Annotated in this window: 19 protein-coding genes and 2 pseudogenes; 14 read left to right on the forward strand and 7 right to left on the reverse strand. The window is 70.1% G+C overall.

What is annotated here, in order from left to right; translation table 11 throughout:
• Both Q0W60_RS04435 and Q0W60_RS04440 read left to right on the forward strand, forming a co-directional pair.
• A partial coding sequence (locus Q0W60_RS04435; RefSeq protein ID WP_297692957.1) for a 16S rRNA (uracil(1498)-N(3))-methyltransferase occupies positions 1-551 on the forward strand: 551 nt, incomplete at its 5' end.
• An 81-nt stretch (positions 552-632) separates the two neighbouring features.
• A complete protein-coding gene (locus Q0W60_RS04440; RefSeq protein ID WP_297692958.1) occupies positions 633-1,988 on the forward strand; it encodes a glutamate--cysteine ligase in 1,356 nt (451 codons plus the stop codon).
• On the opposite strand, the gene Q0W60_RS04445 is transcribed toward Q0W60_RS04440, so the two are convergent.
• Together Q0W60_RS04445 and Q0W60_RS04450 are read right to left on the reverse strand one after the other, a co-directional pair.
• Entirely contained in the window at positions 1,985-3,793 is a 1,809-nt protein-coding gene (locus Q0W60_RS04445; protein WP_297692959.1) for an aspartyl protease family protein, read from the reverse strand. The two genes, Q0W60_RS04440 and Q0W60_RS04445, sit on opposite strands and share 4 nt — an antisense overlap.
• A 78-nt stretch (positions 3,794-3,871) precedes the next feature.
• Positions 3,872-4,381: a DUF427 domain-containing protein gene (locus tag Q0W60_RS04450; RefSeq protein WP_297692960.1), complete on the reverse strand. Its 510-nt coding sequence runs from the start codon at positions 4,379-4,381 to the stop codon at positions 3,872-3,874.
• Between the two features lie 170 nt (positions 4,382-4,551).
• Here Q0W60_RS04450 and Q0W60_RS04455 point away from each other — a divergent pair, with 170 nt between their 5' ends.
• Entirely contained in the window at positions 4,552-6,411 is a 1,860-nt protein-coding gene (locus tag Q0W60_RS04455; protein WP_297692961.1) for a peptide MFS transporter, read from the forward strand.
• Here the strand turns inward: Q0W60_RS04455 and Q0W60_RS04460 are convergent.
• Together Q0W60_RS04460 and tldD are read right to left on the reverse strand one after the other, a co-directional pair.
• Positions 6,408-8,453, reverse strand: a complete 2,046-nt coding sequence (locus Q0W60_RS04460; RefSeq protein ID WP_297692962.1) for a TonB-dependent receptor plug domain-containing protein — start codon at positions 8,451-8,453, stop codon at positions 6,408-6,410. The two genes, Q0W60_RS04455 and Q0W60_RS04460, sit on opposite strands and share 4 nt — an antisense overlap.
• Before the next feature lie 146 nt (positions 8,454-8,599).
• The gene (gene tldD, locus Q0W60_RS04465; protein WP_297692964.1) at positions 8,600-10,030 is read right to left on the reverse strand and encodes a metalloprotease TldD; all 1,431 of its coding nucleotides are present in this window, start codon (positions 10,028-10,030) and stop codon (positions 8,600-8,602) included.
• A 209-nt stretch (positions 10,031-10,239) separates the two neighbouring features.
• Between tldD and Q0W60_RS17380 the strand changes: the two are divergent.
• The 3 genes and pseudogenes from Q0W60_RS17380 to Q0W60_RS04475 form a co-directional block, all read left to right on the forward strand.
• Positions 10,240-10,455, forward strand: a pseudogene (locus tag Q0W60_RS17380) (trypsin-like peptidase domain-containing protein); the annotation flags it as partial.
• Positions 10,448-10,684, forward strand: a pseudogene (locus Q0W60_RS04470) (S1C family serine protease); the annotation flags it as partial. The pseudogenes Q0W60_RS17380 and Q0W60_RS04470, both read left to right, overlap by 8 nt.
• A gap of 58 nt (positions 10,685-10,742) precedes the next feature.
• Positions 10,743-11,096 (forward strand): MmcQ/YjbR family DNA-binding protein, encoded by a 354-nt coding sequence (locus Q0W60_RS04475; RefSeq protein ID WP_297692968.1) that lies wholly within the window; start codon positions 10,743-10,745, stop codon positions 11,094-11,096.
• Here the strand turns inward: Q0W60_RS04475 and Q0W60_RS04480 are convergent.
• The gene (locus tag Q0W60_RS04480; protein WP_297692970.1) at positions 11,093-11,323 is read right to left on the reverse strand and encodes a hypothetical protein; all 231 of its coding nucleotides are present in this window, start codon (positions 11,321-11,323) and stop codon (positions 11,093-11,095) included. The genes Q0W60_RS04475 and Q0W60_RS04480 overlap by 4 nt on opposite strands.
• Before the next feature lie 63 nt (positions 11,324-11,386).
• Here Q0W60_RS04480 and Q0W60_RS04485 point away from each other — a divergent pair, with 63 nt between their 5' ends.
• From Q0W60_RS04485 to Q0W60_RS04495, 3 genes are all read left to right on the forward strand, one after another.
• Positions 11,387-12,913, forward strand: coding sequence for a UbiD family decarboxylase (locus Q0W60_RS04485; RefSeq protein ID WP_297692972.1), 1,527 nt, complete (start codon positions 11,387-11,389; stop codon positions 12,911-12,913).
• An 80-nt stretch (positions 12,914-12,993) separates the two neighbouring features.
• Positions 12,994-14,325 (forward strand): TldD/PmbA family protein, encoded by a 1,332-nt coding sequence (locus tag Q0W60_RS04490; protein ID WP_297692974.1) that lies wholly within the window; start codon positions 12,994-12,996, stop codon positions 14,323-14,325.
• Positions 14,326-14,383: 58 nt separating this feature from the next.
• On the forward strand, positions 14,384-14,626 hold the full coding sequence (locus tag Q0W60_RS04495; RefSeq protein ID WP_297692976.1) for a DUF4170 domain-containing protein: 243 nt from the start codon (positions 14,384-14,386) through the stop codon (positions 14,624-14,626).
• Positions 14,627-14,632: 6 nt separating this feature from the next.
• Here the strand turns inward: Q0W60_RS04495 and Q0W60_RS04500 are convergent, their stop codons facing one another.
• Both Q0W60_RS04500 and Q0W60_RS04505 read right to left on the reverse strand, forming a co-directional pair.
• Complete coding sequence (locus Q0W60_RS04500) at positions 14,633-14,815, reverse strand: hypothetical protein (protein ID WP_297692978.1); 183 nt, start codon at positions 14,813-14,815, stop codon at positions 14,633-14,635.
• A 97-nt stretch (positions 14,816-14,912) separates the two neighbouring features.
• Positions 14,913-15,593: a protein tyrosine phosphatase gene (locus Q0W60_RS04505; RefSeq protein WP_297692980.1), complete on the reverse strand. Its 681-nt coding sequence runs from the start codon at positions 15,591-15,593 to the stop codon at positions 14,913-14,915.
• Positions 15,594-15,712: 119 nt separating this feature from the next.
• On the opposite strand from Q0W60_RS04505, the gene Q0W60_RS04510 reads away from it, so the two are divergent.
• From Q0W60_RS04510 to lpxK, 5 genes are read left to right on the forward strand one after another with little or no spacing between them, the layout of a single operon-like run.
• Positions 15,713-17,479, forward strand: coding sequence for an ABC transporter ATP-binding protein (locus Q0W60_RS04510; protein ID WP_297692982.1), 1,767 nt, complete (start codon positions 15,713-15,715; stop codon positions 17,477-17,479).
• Complete coding sequence (locus tag Q0W60_RS04515; protein ID WP_297692984.1) at positions 17,476-18,207, forward strand: lysophospholipid acyltransferase family protein; 732 nt, start codon at positions 17,476-17,478, stop codon at positions 18,205-18,207. The genes Q0W60_RS04510 and Q0W60_RS04515 overlap by 4 nt, the downstream gene beginning before the upstream one ends.
• 6 nt (positions 18,208-18,213) lie before the next feature.
• Positions 18,214-19,167, forward strand: coding sequence for a cation diffusion facilitator family transporter (locus Q0W60_RS04520; RefSeq protein WP_297692986.1), 954 nt, complete (start codon positions 18,214-18,216; stop codon positions 19,165-19,167).
• The gene (locus Q0W60_RS04525; RefSeq protein ID WP_297692988.1) at positions 19,164-20,423 is read left to right on the forward strand and encodes a 3-deoxy-D-manno-octulosonic acid transferase; all 1,260 of its coding nucleotides are present in this window, start codon (positions 19,164-19,166) and stop codon (positions 20,421-20,423) included. Before Q0W60_RS04520 ends, Q0W60_RS04525 begins: the two co-directional genes overlap by 4 nt.
• Positions 20,420-21,424 (forward strand): tetraacyldisaccharide 4'-kinase, encoded by a 1,005-nt coding sequence (lpxK, locus tag Q0W60_RS04530; protein ID WP_297692990.1) that lies wholly within the window; start codon positions 20,420-20,422, stop codon positions 21,422-21,424. Before Q0W60_RS04525 ends, lpxK begins: the two co-directional genes overlap by 4 nt.

Consider the following 21,424-nt stretch of genomic DNA (forward strand, 5'->3'; position numbering starts at 1 on the left):
AGGTCGTGCTGCAGGTGATCGATCCGGCGCGGCCGCAGGCGTTCGGGCCCGACCTCGTGCTGATCGTGGCGCTGGTCAAGCGCGCCCGGCTGGAGACCATCGTCGAGAAGGCGGCCGAGCTGGGCGCCGCGCGCGTGCGCCTGGTCATCACCGAACGCACCAACGCCGACCACACCCGCATCGAGCGCCTCGCCGCCATCGCCGCGGAAGCCGCCGAGCAGACCGGACGGCTGGACGTGCCGGAGATCGCAGCCCCCGTGAAGCTCGACCGCCTGATCGCCGACTGGCCCGCCGAGCGCCGCCGCCTGCTGTTCTGCGACGAAGCCGGCGACGCCCAACCGATCCTTGCGGCGCTCCGCGACCTGCCGCCGGGCCCTTGGGCTATTCTCATAGGTCCGGAAGGCGGCTTCTCGCCGAAGGAGCGCGAGCTCCTCCGCGCGCAGCCGTTCACGATCGCTGCGAGCCTGGGCCCGCGCATCCTGCGCGCCGACACGGCCGCCATCGCGGCGCTCGCGCTCTGGCAGGCGGCGCTCGGCGACTGGCGCTCTTGAGCTTCTCCGATTTGCGCCCACCTATCTTGGCAGCGTAAGGATTTCGGCCGGACCTCGCGGGTTGGGCTGGGGAGGTGATGGATGGCCGAGGTCGCCTGCGACGATCGTCCGCTGGTGTTTGCGGACCTGGTCAGCTGGTTCGAGGCGGGGGCCAAGCCGAAGGCCGACTGGCGCGTCGGCGCCGAGCACGAGAAGTTCGTCTTCCGCCTGGGCTCGCACGCCCCCGTCCCCTATGAGCCGCAGGGCATCAAGGCGTTGCTGGAAGGCCTCGGGCGCTACGGCTGGGCGCCGGTCTACGAGGGGGACAACGTCATCGCCCTGGAGCGCGGCGCCGCCAGCGTGAGCCTCGAGCCAGGCGGCCAGTTCGAGCTCTCCGGCGCCCCCTTGGAGACCATCCACGACATCTGCGAGGAGACCGGCGGCCATCTGCAGGAGGTGAAGGTCGTCGCCGACGAGCTGGGCTTGGGTTTCCTCGGCCTCGGCTACACCCCGATCTGGACGCGCGAGCAGGTCCCGGTCATGCCCAAGGGCCGTTACAAGATCATGCGCGGCTACATGCCCAAAGTCGGCGGCCAGGGCCTCGACATGATGTTCCGCACCTGCACGGTGCAGGCCAACCTCGACTTCGGCTCGGAAGCCGACATGGTGGCCAAGTTCCGCACCTCGCTGGCGCTGCAGCCGATCGCCACCGCGCTGTTCGCCAACTCGCCGTTCCGGGAGGGCCGGCCCACCGGGCTGGTGTCCACGCGCGCGGTGGTCTGGACGGACACCGATCCCGACCGCACCGGGATGCTGGATTTCGTGTTCGCCGACGGCTTCGGCTTCGAGACCTACGCCAACTACGCCCTCGACGTGCCGATGTATTTCGTCAAGCGCGACGGCCGCTACATCGACGTGGCCGGCCGCTCGTTCCGCGCCTTCATGAAGGGCGAGCTGCCGGAGCTGCCCGGCGAGAAACCGACCCTGAAGGACTGGGCCGACCACACCACGACGCTGTTCCCGGAGGTGCGGCTGAAGCAGTACCTGGAGATGCGCGGCGCCGACTCCGGACCCTGGAGCCGGCTCTGCGCCCTGCCGGCGCTCTGGACCGGCGTGCTCTACGACGCCGCTGCGCTATCGGCGGCCTGGGATCTCTGCAAGGGCTGGGAGATCGCCGACCACGAGCGGCTGCGCGAGGACGTGGCGCGCATCGGGTTGAAAGCCGAGGTGGCGGGCCGCACCGTCCAGGACGTAGCCCAGGACATGCTGGCCATCGCCCGCGAAGGCCTGAAGCGGCGCAACCGACTGTCGGGCGGCCTCGTCGACGAGAGCGGCTACCTGGCCGAGCTCGACACCATCGCCGAGACCGGCGTCACGCCCGCCGAGCGCCTTCTTGAGCTCTACAGCGGCCCCTGGGCTGGCGACGTCAGCAAGGTCTTCGAGGCTTTCGCCTACTAGCCGCCGCCGGCGCGGGTGTCGATGCCGTGGCGCTTGGCCGTGGCCGGCAGATTCGGGGCGATCTGCGTCGCGGCCTGCAGATCGGCCTCGCCCTCGGCCTTGAGGCCCTTGCCGATCCTGGCCAGCCCGCGCCCGTAGAGGGACCAGGCGAGCTTCGGCTGCAGCTTCAGCGCCTCGTCATAGTCGGCGATCGCCAGATCGAGCTCACCGCGGCGCAGATGCGCCAGCCCGCGGCTGTCGAACAGCGCCGCTATGTGCGGGCCGCGACGCACCGCGGCTTCGCAATCGGCCAGGGCCTTGTCGAGCTCATGTCCCCACAGCGAGCGCGCCCAGCAGCGGCCGTTGAGCGCGTCGACCATGCGCTCGCTCTTCGGATGCGCCGCGATCCAGGTGTCGTAGTGGACGACGGCCGGCTCGAAGCGGCTGCTCGCCGAATAGAGCCCGGCGACCGCAAGCTCGCGGTCGGGATCGGCCCGGATCACGGTCTCGAAGTCGCTGCTCGCCCGATGCTCGTCGCCCGAGGCGAGATAAAGATTGCCGCGCTCGATGAGCGCGTTCATGTCGTCGGGCTTGAGCTTCAGCACCTCATCGAGGTCGGCCATGGCCAGCACGGGGCGCCGCTCGCCGATATGAGCCTCGGCGCGATGGCGGAAATACTCGGGATTCTTCGGATCCAGTTCGCTCGCTTTGGTGAAGTCAGCGACCGCAGCCGCGAAGTCGCGGCGCGACATCGAGGCCTGGCCGCGTCGGGCGAAGCCGGCGGCGTCGCTGGGCGTATCGGCATACTGCTCGGTGGGCGCGGGCAGGGTCGCGCCGGGCGCTCCGGCTGGCGCGCCGGCGCTCGCGACGGTCGACGGACGGCCCAACTGGAACACGGGACCGCCGTTGTAGGTGAAGAAAATCTTGTGCTGCTGCTTGGAGACATAGATGCGGTGCGACAGGAAGAAGTCCGCGCCGAGCAGCATGTCCTCGCCGTCGAGGCTCAGGGCGGCGACGCGCAGGCGCGTGTGCTTGATCTGCTCGCCGCCGATATCGAGGCTGTCAAATGGCGCGATCCAGCTTTCGAAGACGCGGCCGCCGATTCCACCTGAGATGCCCGAGGCCTGGACGCCCGGACCGTCGGCGCGGAATCCCAGCCGTTCGGCGGTGGCGCGCTTGAGATAGGAGACCGGCGAGCCGGTGTCGAAGGTGACGCGGATCGTCTGACCGTTGATCTTGGCTTCGCCGCGGAGGTGCGGCGTCTCCGGCCTGATCGGCTCCAGGTCCACCTCGCTCACCGTCTGCGAGCCCGCCCAGTAGGCGGGAATCGCGTGCTGGCAATCGGGCGACGGATGCATCAACCGGATCACCCCGTTGCCAAGATCGTATTCGGTGTCCATGGCCGACATGACGTTCTGACCGAGGACGCCGGCGGTCGGGGAGCCGATCGAGGGCAGGACAAGGAAGGGAACCCGTGGAATGTCGAGACCCTCGCCGAGGCCGAGCTTGTCGACCAGAGCGATGTCGACCCGGGCGTCGGTGCCGCCGGTTCCCTTGACGTAGTAGCCGATGGGCGCGGGATGGCTATCCAGTTTGAGCCGCTTCACGGCCTCGCGGTTCATGAAGCTGTAGAAGGCTCCGCTGTCGACCATGAAGGTGGTGTCCTGGCCGTCCACCTTCACAGTCACATGGGCCCTCAGCCCGACCATGGTGACCGGGAACTCGGCCACCTTGCCGATGTCGCACCTTGGCGCGGCCAGGGCGGCTGCGCCTTGCGTGGCGAGCGCCGCGAGAACCGACGCGAAGAGGATCGCTTTCCCACCCATAGGTGGAAGCCTAGGACGGCCAAGCTCGCCTGCGAAGGCGAAAACTGACGCGGCGGCGCCGAGACGAGCGCCGACGCCTTAGCGAACTCCGCCCTCCTCCTGGCCGGGCGTGCCGGCGTCGGGTTCCCAGCGTTCGGCCTGGCTGCGGCCGTCGCCGGAGTCGGTGTGCCGGACCACCTCGTCCACGCTCGCAGGCTCGCTGCGGTGATGCGGGTTCACCGCCGCATCGTCCACCGGATAAACCTCGACCCCCTTGGCGCGGTCGAAGGCCAGCCGGCCGGTGATCGGCTCCATAGCCTCGTAGGGAGCCTCGTAAGACCACACCGCGTTCTCGGCGAACTCCCCGTCCATCAGGATCGTGTAGTAGCTGGCGTCGCCCTTGTAGGGGCAGTGGGTGACCTTGTCCTGACGCGACATGTATTCCATGCCCACGTCCTCGCGCGGGAAATAGACGACCGGGTCATGGCCGGCTTCGCTAAGGATCAGGGCGTCGTCGCTGTCGGCGATGACGTGACCGGCGAAGAACGCCCGCCAGCGGCTCCGGGCGGGCTCGAGCGTGATCGGATGATCGGGGCCGGGCTTCAGCATGCGGGGTCCTCCTGTCGCCTTCTCAAACGCGCGGGCCGCAAGGCGGGCTCCGCCGGGGCAGGCCCTTGCTTGTGCCTCGGCGCCTCGCATGATCTTCTCCCACGAAATCGCCGAAGCGCGCGCGAAAAAGACCCCTCCGAGGCGTCGCGGCGCCTAACTCAGGACGCTTCATGGACATCGTCTTCGTAGCCGGGGTCGTGGTCAGCCTGGCGACCGCCATCCCCGTGCTCATCCAGCTGCGCCACCACCCCCGCGGGCTGACCATCCTGTTCTTCGCCGAGATGTGGGAGCGCTTCTCCTACTACGGCATGCGCGGCCTGCTGATCTTCTTCCTGACCCAGCACTTCCTGTTCGACGACACGGTGGCCAACGGCCAGTACGGCGCCTACACCTCGCTGGTCTACCTGATGCCGCTGGTCGGCGGCTTCCTGGCCGATCGCTTCCTCGGAGCGCGCAAGGCGGTGGCGTTCGGCGCCCTGCTGCTGGTGCTCGGCCACACCACCATGGCGTTCGAAGGCAAGCCTGCCGTGCAGGTGATGACCTACCACGGCGCGCGCTACGAATTTCAGGTCACCGGGCGGGCCGACAGCCGGCAGGTGCATCTGCTCGTGGCCGGGAAGCCCTACGCTTACGGCCCGGCTTCGGACGGCGGCCTCGACATCAAGGGCCTGCCCGCCGGCGCGCCGCTGCCGCCCCATCTGGTCAAGGGCGACTACCAGCTGTCGGTCGAAGACCCGAACCCGATGTTCAAGAACGTCGTCTACCTGGCGCTCGCCCTGATCATCATGGGGGTCGGCTTCCTGAAGGCCAACATCTCCTCGATCGTGGGCCAGCTCTATCCGCAAGGCGATCCGCGGCGCGACCCGGGCTTCACCCTCTACTACTTCGGCATCAACCTGGGCTCGTTCTGGGCCGCCATCGCCTGCGGCTGGCTCGGCCAGACGATCGGCTGGTGGGCGGGCTTCGGCGCCGCCGGGGTCGGTATGCTCGTGGGCTGGATCGTCTTCGTCCTCGGCAAGCCCCTGCTCGAAGGCAAGGGCGAGCCGCCCGACCCTGCCGCGCTGCGCAAGCCGGTGCTGGGTCCGCTGAACGGCGAATGGAGCATCTATCTGCTCGGCCTGGTCGGCGTGGGCCTGATCTTCGTCGTCGTGCAGAGCTACGCGATCGTCGGTTGGCTGCTTGGCCTGGGAACCATCGCGACGCTCGCCTATCTCGGCTGGTACATGGCGGCCAAATGCGGCAAGGCCGAGCGCGAGCGGCTGATGCTGGCCATCGTCCTGATCCTCGGCTCGGTGGTCTTCTGGGCGCTTTACGAGCAAGGCGGCTCTTCGCTCAACCAGTTCGCCGAGCGCAACGTCGACCTGCGGCTCTGGGCGGGACAATCGATGACGCCGGCCCAGACGCAATCGTTCCAGGCGAGCTGGATTCTGATCTTCGCGCCGGTGTTCTCGGCGCTTTGGGCCTGGCTCGGGCGCCGCGGGCGCGACCCGAATCCCGTGTTCAAGTTCGCGCTTGGGCTGCTGCTCGTGGGAGCCAGCTACTTCGTGATCGTCGGCGCCGCGGCGGCGTTCGTCGGGCCCGGCTACAAGATCCCGCTGTTGATGCTGGCGCTGGCCTACCTCGCCCAGACCACCGGCGAGCTCTGCCTGTCGCCGGTCGGGCTGTCGCAGATGACCAAGCTCGCCCCGCCGATGCTGATTTCCACCCTGATGGCGACGTGGTTTCTCGGCACCTCCGGCGCCCAGTGGCTGGCCGCCAAGATCGCCCAGCTCACGGCCGCCGACTCCATCGCCGGCCAGGTGCTCGATCCCGGCAAGGCGCTCGCCACCTACGTCCATGTGTTCAGCATGATCGGTGCGTGGGGCCTCGGCGCGGGCGTGCTGTTCGTGGTCCTCGCGCCGTTCCTCAAGCACTTGGCGCACGGCGCCAGCGACACCCGCCCGCAGCAGCCGGAGCCGACCGCGCCGACGCTCGACGGGGAGCGGCAGGCGGTGAACCCCCAGGCCGCCCGCGCCGACCGCCGCGTCTAGCCGATTTCCTTGCGGATGCGGAAATACCAGCTGTAGGGGAAGGTGAAGGTCCGCTCCTGCACGTCGGGCGTGCCGCCCCGCGACCGCGGCCCGGGGAAGACCAGGAACTCGTCGCGCAGCCGCACATGCGGGTGGTTGATCAGCGGCAGCTCGGCCCTGAGGCTGAGATCGGGCCTGGGCCGCCACTCCGCGAACGGGTGCGCGAAGGTCTGAAGCTTGAAATTCTCGATGAGGTTGAAGCGGTAGGACCGTTGCTGGAAGCCGCCGAACAGGTCGAAGCCGACGCTCGCGTTGTACCTGGGCAGGTCCTGGTTGAAGTTCACGCTCCAATCCAGCGGATGCAGATTGGAGATCGCCCGGAGCTGGTGGGTGGTCGGGTCGGTGACGTGCGACCAGCGCTCGACGACGTCGAACTTCAGCAGCGCGCCCTTCCAGCCGAAGCTGTCGAACCGCAGGGTCCCGGTGGCCTCGACCTCGTCCTTCGTGCCTGAGCCGATATTGGTCGGCTGATCGAAGACCGAGCCGTCGGCGGCGAACACGGGGCCGCGGTCGACCGCGTCGGTGATCTTGAAGTGGCGCACGGTCAGGATCAGGCTCGAGCCGCGCCACAATTGCTGTTCGATAGCCGCCTCCCCCACCCAGTCCTGCTCAGGATTGAGGTTCGGGTTGCCGGCCGTGACTCCGATGCTGCTCGCCAAGCTGGAGGACGCCACGAAATCGTCGAAGTTGAGCTGCCCCACCACCCGCTCCAGCCGCAGCCGAAGCTGGGTCCCGCGGGTTGCGTTCCAGGTGACCGCCAGCCGGGGTTTGGCAAACTGCAGGCTCTTGCCCAGCACCACGTCGCCGCGGGACGAGAGGTCGGAGCTTTCGTAGGCGAGATCGGCGTCGACAGTGATCGCCGAGATCGGCCGCCAAGCGAGCTTGACGAAGGACTCGGTGCGTTTTTCCTCCACCCGCACGTTGGCGGCCGGCAGCGACTGCGGCGCCCCGTCCACTGCGAATGAGGTATGGCTTTCGAGCTTGTTGTCGGCGTTCTCCGAGCCCGCCTCGAGGGACAATGTCGCACCGAAACGCTGCTTCAGCACGGCGCGCAGGATGAGCTCGCTGGAGCTGCGCAGGTTGAAGAAATCGTCCGAGGCGTCGCTGCCGGCCACCGACGGATCGGCGTCGGCCGAGCTGGAGTCGGTCTTCCGGTGCCGCGAGGTGCGCAGCGCCATCAGCTCCACCGTCGTGTTCGGCCCGAAACTGCGGCTGTAACGGGCGCCGCCCTCGGCGTCGTAGGTCTTCTGAATGAAGTCGAAGGACTGCAGGTCCGACCCGGGCGAGGTGATGAGATCCTGCTCCGGCTCCTTGAACTTCTCCTGGTTGAAGTAGGTGTTGAGCCTGAGCCTGCCGCCCATGAGCGGCGTCTCCACCGCGGCGGTGAACTGACCCTGGAGGTCCGTGCCCGCCGTGTTGATGCGCGCGACGAACGGCGGGCGTCCGTCGGCAAAGCGGATCTCGTTGTGGCCGGGGCCGACTCCGTCATCAGGGCCCTTGCCGACGTGTAGGCTCGCCTCCCAGGTGCGGCGGTGCGTCAGCGCGCCGGAGCCCTCGAGGCGGACGCCCCCGAGGTTGCGGCCGTCGTTCACGTGCTGATTGGCGAGCGCCAGGATGGCGTGGGCGCCGCCGCCCCTCTTCAAGACCAAGTTGGCGATGACGGTCTTGCCCTGCATGTCGATGCCGGGCGCGCCGCCGCGGACCACGTCAATCCGCTCGACCTTGGCGGCCGGGATGCGCTGCAGGATGGCGTCGAGCGCGTCGCTCTTCGAGGCGGGTCGCTCGCCATTGACCAGCACGTTGCCGGCCGCGCCCTCGAAGCCGCGGACGCTGGAGCCGGTATCGAGCACGAAGTCCGGGAGGCGGTTCACCATGTCGAGCGCCGTGCCGGTCGTCGCCCCCGCGAAATAGGCCGCGGGATAGGAGGTCAGCCCCTGCTGCGGTGTAGTCGCGGGCGCGGCGGCGGGCGCCGCCGCCTGGGCGAGGGCAAGCAGGAAGCTCATCGACGCGGGTCTCTCCTGGACCGGAGATGCGCCGCCTCGCGCGCTTCGGGCCAATTAAATGCCCGTAAGGTGGATTAAATTCGGGAAAGATTGCCGCCGATATCCTGGCGGCGCGCACATCCCTTCCGCAGCTGGTGCGGCCGGCCCTAGACGCCCGTTCCGCCGACCGTCAGCCCCGTGATCTTCAGCGACGGCTGACCCACGCCGACCGGGACGCTCTGGCCGGACTTGCCGCAGACGCCGATCCCCGGGTCGAAGTCGAAGTCGTCGCCGATCATCGTCACCCGGGTCAGCGCCGACGGGCCGTCGCCGATCAGTGTCGCGCCCTTCACCGGCGTGGTGATCTTGCCGTCCTCGATAAGGTAGGCCTCGGTGCACTGGAACACGAATTTGCCGTTCGTGATGTCCACCTGACCGCCGCCGAAATTCGCGCAATAAAGTCCGCGCTTGGTCGAGCGGATCATCTCCTCGCGCGGCGTCTCGCCCGCCAACATGGCGGTGTTGGTCATCCTCGGCATCGGCATGTGGCCGTAGGACTGCCGGCGCGCATTGCCGGTGGGGGCGAGCCCCATCAGCCGCGCGCTCATCCGATCGTGCATGTAGCCCTTCAGCACGCCGTCCTCGATGAGGATGGTCCGCTCGGTGGGCGTGCCCTCGTCGTCGACGGTGAGCGAGCCGCGTCGGCCGGCGATCGTGCCGTCATCGAAGACGGTTACGCCCGGTGCGGCCACCCGCTCGCCGATGCGGCCGGAGAACGCCGAGGTGCCTTTGCGGTTGAAGTCGCCTTCCAGGCCGTGGCCCACCGCCTCGTGCAGCAGCACGCCGTTCCAGCCCGGCCCCAGCACCACGTCCATTTCGCCCGCGGGGCACGGTACGGCGTCGAGGTTGACCAGCGCCTGGCGCAGCGCCTCATCGACGTGCGCGCGCCACTTGTCCTCGGTGATCCAGGTCTCAAAGCCGGCGCGGCCGCCGGCGCCGGTGTAGCCGTTCTCGCGGCGCCCATCCTTCTCCACGGTCACCTGCACGTTGATCCGGCAGAGCGGGCGCACATCGCGGATCACTCGGCCGTCGGCGCGCACGATCTCCACGATCCGCCGTTCGCCGGCCAGCGAGGCCATCACCTGCACCACACGCGGGTCGCGGGCGCGGGCCCAGGCGTCGATCTCCTGCAACAGCGCCACCTTGTCGCTGAACGCCGGCGAGGCGAGCGGATCGTCCTCGCCGTAGAGCTTGGCGTTCGTCGGCCGCGGCGCATCCGCCGCCGACCCTGAATAGCCGCGCTTGGCCAGCTTGGCGCTGCCGGCCGCCCGGCGGATCGCGTCCTCGGTGATTTCGCTGGCGTGGGCGTAGCCCGCCGTCTCCCCGGCGACGACCCGCAGCCCGAACCCCTCGGTGGCGTCGTAGGCTGCCGACTTCAGCCGGCCGTCGTCGAACAGGAAGCTTTCGCTCTCAGAGCGCTCGACGAACAACTCCCCGTCGTCGGCTCCGGCCAGGGCGTCGGAGAGGATCTCCCGGGCGCGGTCCGGCTCGACGCCGACGGATTGCAGGATCGAGGGTGCAGGGGCGTGCGCGTTCATGGCGCCAAGATAGGGAGCCCGAGGCGCCGCGTCATCTCCGCGCTTCGGCCCGCGGGCCTCCGGCCGCTTCCGCGCCTCTTTTCAATTCCGCCTCGTCAGGTTAGAACAATCCAAGAACACACGGAGCGACACCATGCGCGAGGACGGCAAAGTCGACTATGTGGAGTTTCCGGCCCGCGACCTGATCCCCCTGGTCGGACGGCGCGGAGGCCGTTGGCGAGGTGGTCCGCGCCGATACGCGACGCGACGTAGCCCTGATCAAGACAGATGCGCAGGGCCGCGCGCCCTTGAGCCTGCGTCCAGGGCCGCTGCCGCAGGGTGAGACGGTGTTCGCCATCGGCACGCCGCTCGACGACTCTCTGCAGAACACCATGACCAAGGGCATCGTCTCCGCCGAGCGCGTCGAGAACGGGCTGCGCTTCATCCAGAGCGACGCCGGGCAACCACGGCAACTCGGGCGGGCCTCTGATCGACGAGCGCGGATCGGTCGTGGCGATCACGGTGGCCGGCATCCTGCCCGGCAGCCACCAGATGGGATTGAACTTCTTCATCCCGATCGACGACGCGATGCGGGCGCTGGCGCTGACTGAGGCGGCGGAGCCGATGCGGACGGCCGCGCCGGCGAGCCGCGCCGCGGCGCGCCGCAAGCGCTAGGCTTTGACAGCGGGCGACTTCGCGCGAACCTGGGCGGCGGATCCAAGGAGGCCCCGCCATGACCCTCGAGGAGATGGAAGCGATCGTGATGGCCTTCCCCGGCGCCGAGAAGGGCATGAGTTATGGCCGGCCGTCGTACAAGGTGAACGGCAAGTTCTTCACCCGGCTCCGGCGCGAGGACGACAGCCTGGTCCTCCTGGAGGTCTCCTTCGACGAGCGCGAGATGCTGATCGAGGCCGAACCCGAGACCTTCCACTTCACCTCCCACTACAAAGACTATCCGAGCGTGCTGGCCCGCATGGCGAGCCTGCATCCCGGCTCGTTCCGCAACTTCCTGGACCGGCGCTGGCGCAAAGTCGCGCCCAAGAAGTGGGTGAAAGAGCGCGACGCGGCCGACGCGCGCTCGGTCTAGAACTCGTCCTCCACCGAGGAGCGGAACAGTTCGAAGATTTCCTGGGCGCGGGCTTCGGGATCGGCGTCCGGCTCCGGCTCGGGCCCGGGCGAAGCCGCGAGCTCGCCCGCCACCAGGCGGCCGACCACCGCGCCGTGCTGGACGAGGAGCACCTCGTCGCCGTCGGCGAGCCCCGTCAGCAGGCTCGCCACCTTCGGCGGCAGGTCGTCGAGGTCGATGCGCGTCATGGGCGCGATCCTAGACCGGGTGGGCTCCCCGCTCTAGGTTCGCCCACCGCATCGGAGGGGCGCTTGGCATATCGGTCGCTCAGGGAGTTCATGGCGAGGCTGGAGGCGGCGGGCGAGCTGGTCCGCGTCGCCGAGCCGGTCTCGACGGTGCTCGAGATCACCGAGATCCAGCACCGCCTGCTGGCGAACGGCGGCCCGGCGGTGCTGTTCGAGGAGCCGATCCGGGCCGACGGCGAGGTCTCCGAAATCCCGGCGCTCGCCAACCTGTTTGGGACAGTCAGGCGAGTCGCCATGGGGGTGACGCTCGGCGGTCGCGAACGGGCCACCGCCGCCGACCTGCGCGAGGTCGGCGAACTCCTGGCTGTCCTGCGTGCGCCCGAGCCGCCGCGTGGCCTCAAGGAGGCGCTCGGCATGCTGCCGCTCGCCCAGACCGTGATGGCCATGCGGCCGCAGGTGATGAAGCGCGCGCCGGTGCAGCAGGTGGTGCTGAAGGGCGAGGCCATCGACCTTTCCAAGCTGCCGATCCAGACGTGCTGGCCGGGCGAACCCGCGCCCTTGATCACCTGGCCGCTGGTGGTGACCAAGGGGCCGTCCGCCTCGCGCGAGGACGACTACAACCTCGGCATCTATCGGATGCAGGTGATCGGGCCCGACCGGACGATCATGCGCTGGCTCGCGCATCGCGGCGGCGCCCAGCACCACCGCCGCTGGAAGGACGCCGGCCGCCCGGAGCCCCTGCCGGCCTGCGCCGTCATCGGGGCCGATCCCGGAACCATCCTCGCGGCCGTGACGCCGGTGCCGGACACGCTCTCGGAGTACCAGTTCGCGGGCCTCCTGCGCGGCTCGAAGGTGGAGCTGGTCGCGGCCAAGACGGTGCCGCTGATGGTCCCGGCCAACGCGGAGATCGTGATCGAGGGCCATGTGCTGCTGGACGAGTACGCCGACGAAGGCCCGTTCGGCGACCACACCGGGTACTACAACTCCGTCGAGCGCTTCCCGGTGTTCCAGGTCTCCGCCATCACCATGCGGCGCGACCCGATCTACCTGACGACCTTCACCGGCCGGCCGCCGGACGAGCCCTCGGTCCTGGGCGAGGCGCTGAATGAGGTCTTCATCCCGCTGTTGCAGCAGCAGTTCCCGGAGATCGTCGATTTCTGGCTGCCGCCGGAAGGCTGCAGCTACCGCATCGCCGTGGTCTCGATGAAGAAGGCCTACGCCGGTCACGCCAAGCGGGTGATGATGGGCGTCTGGAGCTACCTGCGGCAGTTCATGTACACCAAGTGGGTGATCGTCGTGGACGACGACATCGACGCCCGGAGCTGGAAGGACGTCATGTGGGCGATCGCCACGCGGATGGATCCCGCCCGCGACGTGACCATCGTCGAGAGCACCCCCATCGATTACCTCGACTTCGCCAGCCCGGAGAGCGGACTGGGCTCCAAGATCGGCCTCGACGCGACCAACAAATGGCCGCCGGAGACCAAGCGCGAATGGGGCCGGCTTCTGGCCATGGACCAGGCCATCGTCGCGGCCGTCACCGAGAAGTGGGCGAGGCTCGGGTTGCCGGGCGAGGGCCGCCCGATCGGCTAGGTTCGTCGCTCCGCCCCCGATGATCGACGCCATCCGTCAAGCGGCTTGCCCGCCGGCGCGGCGGCGGCCATATGGCCGGCATGGACGAGACCCTGTTGCAAGACCTCCTGGCGGCCGCGCTGAGCGCCGGGGCCGACGCCGCCGAAGCGGTCGGCGCCGAGCGTCGCTCTTTGTCGATCACGGTGCGCCTTGGCGAGCTGGAGGAGGTGGAGCGCGAGGAGAGCCGCGACCTGGGCTTGCGGGTCTTTGTCGGTCGCCGGCAGGCCAGCGTCTCCGGCTCCGACGTCAGCGCCGAAGCTCGCGCCAAGCTCGTGGAGCGCGCCGTCGCGATGGCGAAGCTCGCTCCGGAGGACCCCTACGCCGGCCTCGCCGATCCGGACCTCATTGCCAGGGAGCCGCTCCCCGATCTCGACCTCTACGATTCCAGCGAGCCCTCGCCGGAGTCGCTCGAGGAGCGCGCCCGCATCGCCGAGGACGCGGCCCGCGCGACGCCGAAGGTGACCAACTCCGATGGCGCCGCGGCCAGCTGGTCGACCTCGCGCTGGCGGATGATCACCAGCGGCGGCTTCTCCGGCGAACACCGAGCGTCCGGCTTCTCGCTGGGCGCCAGCGCCATCGCCGGCGACGAGAACGGCATGGAGACCGGCTACGAGGGCCGCTCGGTGCGCTGGCGTGCGGACCTGCCGGAGCCGGCGGCGATCGGCGCCGAGGCCGGCCGCCGCGCCGCCTCCCGGCTCGGCGCGCGCAAGATCGCCTCGACCACCGCGCCGGTGATCTTCGAGAACCGAATCGCAGCGGCGCTGATCTCGCCCCTGGTGGGCGCCATCGCCGGCCCCGCCGTCGCGCGCGGAACCTCGTTTCTGAAGGACCGTCTCGGCGGCCGGGTGTTCGGCGAGCACGTCACCATCACCGACGATCCGCATCGCCGCCGCGGCCTGGGCTCCGCCCCCTTCGACGACGAAGGGGTGGCCAACCAGCCGCGCGCGATCGTCGACGAGGGCGTGCTCACCACCTGGCTGCTGAACAGCGCCTCGGCGCGGCAGCTGGGCCTGACCAGCACCGGCCACGCCTCGCGCGGCCTCGCCGGCCCGCCGGGCGTCGGGCCGAGCAACCTGACGCTGCAGCCGGGCGATCGCGATCAGGCGGGCCTGATGGCCGACGCCGGAGAAGGACTGCTGGTCACGTCGATGTTCGGGCCCTCGCTCAACGGCAACACCGGCGACTGGTCGGTCGGCTGCTCGGGCTTCTGGTTCGAGTCCGGCGAGATCGCCTATCCGGTGACCGAGATCACCGTGGCCGGCAACCTGATCGACATCTACGCCCGGCTGATCCCCGGCGCGGACCTCGAGATCCGCGGGGCGACCAACGCGCCCTCGATCCTGGTGGATGCATTGGCCATCGCCGGCCGTTGATCGCCGGCGCTGGGGGGCCTATCCGCTAGGCCGCCGCACGCAACCGGGAAGGCCGCCCATGCCGGACAAGCAGCTCCTGCACCTGGTGATCGGGGGAGAGTTGAAGTCGCTTCAGGGGCCGCCGGAGTTCCGCGACCTGTCGCGGGTCGACCTGGTCGGCGCTTATCCGAATTACGACGAGGCGCTGCGGGCCTGGCGGGCCAAGGCTCAGGAGACCGTCGACAACGCCCTGATGCGCTACTTCATCATCCACGCGCACCGGCTGCTCGATCCGAATTCGGACGAAGACCACCGCCATTAGATCGGGTCACGCGGGCTGGCGCACCACCTTCTCGAGGAGGGCGCCGCCGCGCCAGATCTCCACCGCCTCGCAGGAGGCGTGCTCGCGCAGCAGCGCGCGCGCGCGCCGCCGCGCGTGGGCCCGGCCATCGGCCACCAGGTCCACGATAGAGGCGACGCCGTCGGCGCGGACCCCGAGCAGCGTCAGCACGTCATCCTTGATTGCGGTCGTCAGGGCCCCGTCCTCCGTACGACCTACACTGACACGTACGCGGACCGCGAGTCTGTCGGATATCGCACTTAGGACCTCATTCACGGTTGAGCAGGCGCTCGGTGAGCCATGAGCCCCATGTCCGCGTCTTGAAGTCGGCCCTGAGCCCGGCTGGGTCGTACGCCGGGCTCCTGACCCACTCCAGGAATGACATCCCGGCCGGCTCGCCCTCGGCGAGATAGCGCTCGAAGGTGTAGTCCAGCACGCCCGTCTTGCCGTGGCGCACATGCAGATAGCGCAGGTGAAGCTGATCCATCGCCTCGCGGATGGTCTCGCCTTTCCGGAAGTGAAGGTAGAGCACGCTCATCATCCCGGCCCGGTCCGCGCCCGACTTGCAGTGCATCAGCGCCGGATATTGGACCGTTTGGAACAAGCGCTTTGCGCCCAGCACGCGCTGCCGGCTCGGGACCTCGCGCGAGCCCACGGGGAAGTTGACCAACTCCAGGTCCAGCTGGCGACAGGCGTCGCGCTCCAGGGCGTAGAAGCTCCGGTGGAAGTCGCCGCGCAGGTTGATCACCGTGCGGATCCCCTTCGCCTTCCAGCCTTCCAGCTGGTGCGGCCAGGGCTGGTTGGTTCGGACGAGCTCGTCCGAGACCCAATGAGCGTTGGAGAACCCGAGCCTGAGGTAGGCGTGGTCGTTCCACAGATAGTCGGCGTACGTCCGCGCGCGCCCGAGCGGCCCGGCGAGGTCGAAATCCGGCGAAGGCTCGGCGGTCATGCGCCCTAACTAGCGGCCGCCGCGCCGCCGCGATAGGGACGGCGGCACCGCAGCCGGGCGCCGACCGCGCGACAGGCGGCGTGCTTGACTTCGCCCCCGCATCGGTCGACCCCAAGCCCATGAGCGAGAGCGTTCAGCCCGAGCTTTCCGCGCGCACGCTCGCGGCGCGCATCGCGCGCATCTACATGGCGCCGCGCTGGAAGGGCTGGACTGTCGCCCTGTTGGCCGCCGTCGCGAGCGCGGCGCTCAGCGCCCGGCTGGTGCAGATCCTGCGCCCGGCCGTCGACGACCTGCTCGGCCGCCACAAGCCGCATGCCGTCGTCACCATCCCGCTGACCATCGCCGCCCTGGCGCTGCTCAGGACCGTGGTGCAGGTCGTCCAGGCCTCGCTGGTCAACCGGATCGGCAACGGCGTCGTGGCGGACGTGCAGCGGCAGCTGTTCGGCCGGCTGGTCCGCGCCGACCTCGCCCGGCTGCGCGCCCAGCACTCCGGAACCTTCGTTTCGTCGGTCCTCTACGACGCCGGCCTGACGCGTGAGGCGGCGACCTCCGGCGTCGTCAACTACACCCAGAACGCCCTGATGGTGCTGGGCGGCCTGTGGGTGATGTTCCACATCGACTGGACGCTGGCCCTGGTGGCGCTGGCCGGCGCGCCGGCGGCAAGCACGGTCATGCGGAGCTTCGCGCGGCGGACCACCAAGGCGGCCAAGGGCGCGATGTCCGAGACTTCGGCGCTCTCCACGGCGATCATGGAGAGCCTCGACGGCATTCGGGTGGTGAAGATCGAGAACCGCGAGGGCTTCGAGGAGCAGCGGGTCGGTGACGTGATCCGGCGGCGCGAGCGCCACCTTGTGAAGGGCGCCAACGCCCGCGCCTGGGCCGCCCCGGTGACCGAGCTCACCACCAGCCTGGTCTTGGCCGGCCTGATCGCCTACGCCGCCTATCGCGGCGGCGTGACGCCCGGCGGCTTCACCGCCTTCATCGCCGCCTTCCTGATGGCCGCCCAGTCGCTGCGCCAGCTGGCCAACCTGCAGGGCGTCTTCGCCGAGGGCCTGTCGGCGGCGCGGCGGCTGTTCGCCGCCCTCGACGTCGAGCCCGAGGTGCGCGAGGCGCCGGGCGCCGTGGCGATGCCTCGGAGCAGCGGCGTCATTCGCTTCGAGCACGTGGGCTTCAGGTACGGCGGCGACGGACCGCCGGCCTTGAACGACATCGACCTCGAGATCGCCGCCGGCGAGACCATCGCCCTGGTCGGTCCCTCGGGCGGCGGCAAGACGACGATCCTCAACCTGATCCCGCGCTTCTACGACCCCACGCGAGGCCGCGTCGCGATCGACGGGCGGGATCTGCGGGAGGTGACCCTCGCCTCGCTGCGCGACCAGATCGCCCTCGTCACCCAGGAGCCGTTCCTGTTCGACGAAACCATCCGCGCCAACATCGCCTATGCGCGGGGCCACGCGAGCGATGCGGAGATCGAGCGGGCGGCCGCGGCCGCGGCCGCGCATGAGTTCATCCTCGCCCTGCCGAACGGCTACGAGACCGTGGTCGGCGAGGCCGGCGCCCGGCTGTCCGGCGGCCAGCGGCAGCGGATCGCCATCGCCCGCGCCTTCCTGAAGGACGCGCCGATCCTGTTGCTGGACGAGGCGACCAGCGCGTTGGACACCGAGAGCGAGGCCCAGGTGCAGTCGGCCCTGAAGCGGCTGATGGCCGGGCGCACCACGATCCTGATCGCCCATCGTCTCTCCACGGTGCGCGGGGCGGACCGCATCTATGTGATCGACAAGGGCCGGGTGGTGGAGACCGGCGATCATGCCGCCCTGATGCGAAAGCGCGGCCTCTATGCGCGCCTGGCCAGGAGCCAGGACCTGGAGGCGGAGACCGCGGCTTGAAGAACCTGCTGCGCAGCGACGGCGTCCAGGCCGCGCTCGGCTGGGCGCTCGGGACCTATCTGCGCCTGATCCTGAAGTCCGTCCGCTGGCGGCACGAGAACCTGGCCTGCGTCGAGCCGGTGCTCGCCGGCGCTTCCGGCGCGATCGCGCTCTTCTGGCACGGCCGCATTCCCCTGTGCCTGGCCACGGCGCCGCAATGGTGGCGCAAGCGCACGCGCGCCTTCGTCAGCCCTTCCGCGGACGGCGAGTTCATCGCCAAGGCGCTGGCCATGTCGGGCTTTCCGTCGATCCGCATCTCCTCGGCCAAGAAGGGCGACGCGGCCAAGGCGCGGCAGGCGGTGGCGGCGATCCGCGAGGCGGTGGCCTGGGTCTCCGACGGCGGCGCCCTGGTGGTCACTCCGGACGGGCCGCGCGGACCGAACGAGGTGATCGCGCCCGGCGCGCTGCAGATCGCCCGCCGCTCGGGACAGCCGGTGTTCCTGATGGGCATCGCCGCCCGTCCCGCCCTGCAAATGGACACCTGGGACAGGATCATGTGGGCCGCGCCGCTCGCGAGGGGCGCCGTGGTCTGGGACGGCCCCTTGTTCGTGCCGTCCGATGCGGACGAGCGCGAAATGGACCGTCTGGTGCAGGACTGGTCGGCGCGCCTCTCGGCCGCCACGCGCCGCGCCGAGGCTCTTGTGGGGCGCGCGCCTGCATTGATCCCGGCGCCCGCCGGTGAGACATAGAGCCCGATGGCCGACGCGGCGACCGCACACGAGCCCCACGCCCATGGCGATCATGGCCATGACGGCCATCACCATCATCATCATGCGACGGCGGACATGGGCCGCGCCTTCGCCATCGGCATCGCCCTGAATACGATGATCGTGCTGGCGGAACTGGTGGCCGGCCTCCTGTCGTCGTCGCTCGCCCTGCTGGCGGATGCGGGGCACAACCTCTCCGACGTGCTGGCGCTGGTCTTGGCGTGGGGTGCGTCGGTGCTGGCCAAGCGAGCGCCGGCGGGGCGGCACACCTATGGTCTGCGCAAGGCCACCATCCTCGCCTCGCTCGCCAACGCCGTCGTTCTACTGGTGGCCATCGGAGCGATCGCCTCCGAATCCGTTCGCCGCTTCGCACATCCGCAGCCGATCTCCAGCGTCATCGTGATGTGGACAGCCGGAGCCGGCGCGGTGATCAACACGGCGAGCGCCTTGCTGTTCTTCCGCGGCCGCCACGAGCTGAACGCCCGAGGCGCCTTCCTGCACATGTCGGGCGACGCCGCGGTGTCCTTCGCGGTCGTGGTGGGCGCAGGCCTCATCGCGGTGACCGGCTTCGATCGGATCGACCCGGCCCTCAGCCTGGCCATCGCAGTGGTGATCGTCGTCGGCACCTGGAGCCTGCTGCGCGACTCCTTCAATCTCGCCATGGACGCCGCGCCGCGCGAGATCGACGTGGCGGCCGTGCGCGGCTGGCTGGAGGCTCAGCCCGGCGTCGAAGAGGTCCATGACCTGCACATCTGGGCGATGAGCACCACCGAGACGGCCTTGACCGCTCACCTGATCCGCCCCGCCAACGAAGACGGCGACGCCTTCCTGCACGCCGCCTGTGAAGAGCTGGCGCGCCGCTTCAAGATCGGGCACGCGACCCTGCAGGTGGAGACCGACGCGGCGATGGCTTGCCGGCTCGCCGCCGCCGAGGTCGTGTGATCCGTCCCCTGCCGCTAGCCCTCTACGGCGCGGCCACGATCCTCCTGGAGCCCCTCGCCGCGGCGCTCCTGCGTCGTCGGGCGGTGCGCGGCAAGGAGGACGCCGCGCGGCTTGGCGAGCGGCTGGGCCGCGCCAGTCGAACACGACCGACCGGGCCGCTGGTCTGGCTCCACGCCGTCAGCGTGGGTGAAAGCCTATCCCTCCTGCCGCTGATCGAGGCGCTGCGGGCCCGACGGCCCGACCTCGTCCTGCTGGTGACCTCGCTCACCACCACCAGCGCCGAGGTGTTGGCAAGGCGCTTGCCGGATGGGGTGATCCATCAGTTCGTGCCGATCGACACCCCGGCTGCAGCGGGGCGCTTCCTCGCCCACTGGCGGCCAGGCCTGGCGATCCTGGCCGAGGCCGAGCTCTGGCCGAACCTGATCCTGACGGCGCAACGGAAGGGGGCGCGGCTGGCGCTGGTTTCCGCACGCATGCGCCAGGACAGCGCCGCCGGCTGGGCGCGGGCGCCGGCCTCCATCAGGGCCTTGCTGCAGGCGTTCGATCTGGTCCTGCCGCAGGACTCCGCGAGCGGCGGACGACTGGCGGAGTTGGGCGCGCGCGTGGGGCCATTGTTGAACCTCAAGCTGCTCGGCGAGGCCCCGCCGGCGGACCCCGCCGAGCTCGAAGCCCTGCGGCGGAGGATCGACGGCCGCAAGTTGGTGCTGGCCGCCAGTACCCACCCCGGCGAAGATCTGCTGGTGGCCAAGGCCGTCCGTGCGGCGGGCGCGCTCGTGATCCTCGCGCCGCGGCATCCGGAGCGCGCCCCGGAGATCGCAGCCGAGCTTGCGGCCGCGGGCGCCGCGGTCTCCCGCCGCAGCGCGGGCGAACTCCTGAGCGCGACGACCTCGGTCTATCTCGCCGACACGCTGGGCGAGCTCGGCCTCTTCCTGCGGCTCGCCGACGTGGTGGTGATGGGCGGCGGCTTCGTCGGAGGCGTCGGCGGCCACAATCCGGTGGAGGCGGCGCGGCTCGGCAAGCCGATCATCACCGGAACGCACGTGTTCAACGCCCGCGCCATCTACGACGAGATGCTGGCCGAAGCCGCCGCGGTCGAGGCGCGGGACGAGGCGGCGCTGACCCGGCACGTCGCGGGCCTGCTCGCCTATCCGGCCATCGCGCGGCGGATGGGGGAGGCCGCGCTGGATTACGCCGAGCGCCACGGCGCGGCGCTGGAGCGCGCGCTCGTCCAGCTCGAACCGCTGCTGCCGGCATGAAGCTGGCGACTCCGCAGTGGTGGTACGAACGAAAGCCGACGGCGCCGCGCACGCGGGCGCTCATGACGCCGCTTTCCCTGATCTGGGCGGCGGCCACGGCGCGAAGGATCGCCCGGGCGCATCCGCTCGATCCCGGCGTGCCGGTGATCTGCGTCGGCAATCTCACCCTGGGCGGCGCCGGCAAGACGCCGGTGGCGCGTGAGATCGCCCACAGGCTGGCCGCGCGCGGCCGCGTCGCGTACCTCGTCTCGCGCGGCTATGGCGGACGCCTGAAGGGCCCGGTACGGGTGGATCCGCAGCGCCACACGAGCGATGAGGTAGGCGACGAGCCGCTGATGCTGGCCGAGGACCTGCCGGTCTGGGTGTCCCGCGATCGCGCCGCGGGCGCGAGGGCCGCAGCCGCTGGCGGCGCGGAGGTCGTCGTGCTTGACGACGGGCATCAGAACCCGTCTGTCGCCAAGACGCTCTCGCTGGTCGTGGTGGACGGCGAAACCCGCGGCGGCGAGTGGCCTTTCGGCGACGGGCGGGTGTTTCCGGCCGGGCCGATGCGCGAGCCGCTGGCCGCAGGTCTGGCGCGCGCCCAGGCGGTGATCGTCCTGCTGCCGGCCGACCTGCCCGCGCCGGATCCTGAGCTGATTGCGCAGCTCGGAGACAAGCCCGTGATCATCGCCCACCTGGAGGCGGCGGCGGCCCCGCCGCGCGGCCCTCAGCTGGGCTTCGCCGGGGTCGGCAAGCCGTGGAAGGTGGAGCGGGCGCTGCGGACTGCTGGGTGCGATCTCGTCGACTTCGCCCCGCTTCCGGACCACTTTGCCTACGGCGAAGCCGCCCTGCAGCGCCTGGCCGAGCGCGCCGCGCAGTTCGGCGCCGGCCTGATCACCACCGAGAAGGACTGGGTCCGCCTGCCGAAATCCTGGCGCACGCGCATCGCGGCTTGGCCGGTGCGGGCCCGCTTCGACGACCCGGCCGGGCTGGACGCTCTCCTGAGTCGGGCCGGGCTTTAG

It is taken from the genome of Phenylobacterium sp., from assembly GCF_025934275.1.
GTDB lineage: Bacteria > Pseudomonadota > Alphaproteobacteria > Caulobacterales > Caulobacteraceae > Phenylobacterium.